Source organism: Streptomyces alkaliphilus, assembly GCF_014141535.1.
GTDB classification, from domain to species: Bacteria; Actinomycetota; Actinomycetes; order Streptomycetales; family Streptomycetaceae; genus Streptomyces; species Streptomyces alkaliphilus.
In genome coordinates, this window is record NZ_VKHT01001224.1 from 1 (window position 1) to 1,298 (window position 1,298).

Annotated in this window: 2 protein-coding genes; both read right to left on the minus strand. The window is 77.3% G+C overall.

What is annotated here, in order from left to right; translation table 11 throughout:
• Positions 1 to 126: roadblock/LC7 domain-containing protein (locus FNQ90_RS23580; protein ID WP_182608199.1), on the minus strand; the 126-nt coding region annotated here is incomplete at its 3' end.
• Positions 127 to 139: 13 nt separating this feature from the next.
• Positions 140 to 1,051, minus strand: coding sequence for a hypothetical protein (locus FNQ90_RS23585; protein WP_182608198.1), 912 nt, complete (start codon positions 1,049 to 1,051; stop codon positions 140 to 142).
• Positions 1,052 to 1,298 lie beyond the last annotated feature (247 nt).

Genomic DNA, 1,298 nt, shown 5'->3' on the forward strand with positions numbered 1-1,298 from the left:
CGGGAAACCCTCTGACAACGCCAGAAGAAGACCATCAGCGGAGACCACCACCGTGTGCGACACCCCGGGGGTGTTGTCCACAAAGCTGGTGATCAACCAGTTCAGGTTCTGCGCCGCCTGGCTCATCATCCCGCTCACCTCAACGCTCCTGCCCATAGTTCGAACCGAAGCCCCGATCGGTGTTCGTGGCCCCCGTACCCGCCTGACGGCCCTGTTGGATGCCGCGGCGGAGGTTGGTCAACCGGCCCCGGACGTCTGCCGGGGCCCGGGAAACCTGCGGTCCGGTGGTCGTGGTCTCGCGCTGTTGCGCGGTACCCGCCATCAGATTCGCGCGCGGCACGCGCCGCGGCAGACCCGAGGTGGTGATCCCGCCCGCGGCGGGCTGGCGCAGCTGCTCCGCGCGGCGCCAGCGCTCGTCGTTGGGCGAGGAGGCCCAGCCCGACCGGCTCGCACCCGCGGGGACCGGCTCCGGGGAGCCGTTCCCCTCGGACGGGGCCGCGGAGGGCGCGGGCGTGGTGGAACCCTCGGCCGGCGGGGCGGCGGGACGCTGCCCCCCCGAGGCGCCCTCCGCTCCTTCCGAACCGGTGGAGCCGCCCGTGTCGGGAGCGGGAGCGGGCCCGGGCCGCCGGCGCGAACCGAACCAGGTGGACTCCATCTCCTCGAAGATCGGCGTGCGCTCCGGGGCACGCCCCGGGGTGCTCGGGGCCGGGGGCAGCGCCTCGGGCCGGCGATCGCGTGGTACCGGGAAGCGCTCGGCCTCGGCGGGATTGCCCGGGGCACCGGGGTGTCCGGCGGGCGCGGGCGCCCATTCCCGGCCGGGACCGGCGGATCCCCCGGGGTGGTGGTCCCGCGTCGGCGGGACCTCCGGGCGGTCCGGGTATCCCCCGGCCCACTCGCCCCGGGCCTGCCCGTCACCGGCGTAACCGTCCGCGGGGGTCCGCGGGCCGCGGGCGAACGCGTCCCGGTGGGACGGCGCCTCATCCGGACGGGGCCGCGTCTCCTGCGGGTGCCGGGGGAACGCCTGACCCGCGGGAGCACCGGCCGGTGCCACGGTCGGGAATTCCCGGGTGTCCCCGACGTTCGGGGCCTCGTGCCCGCGGGGGGCCTCGGCCCGGGCGTCGGCCGGTATTCGGTCGTTGCCCGCGGAGGCCCAACTCGGCCGACGCTCACCGGCACCGGGGCCGCCGGGAGCCGGCGCCGGCGCCGGCGGGAAACCCTGTCCCGGTGCCGCCGGGACACCCGGACCGCCCGGCCCCGACGGGCCGGCCGGACCACCGGGGCCCATGGGACGGGAGGGC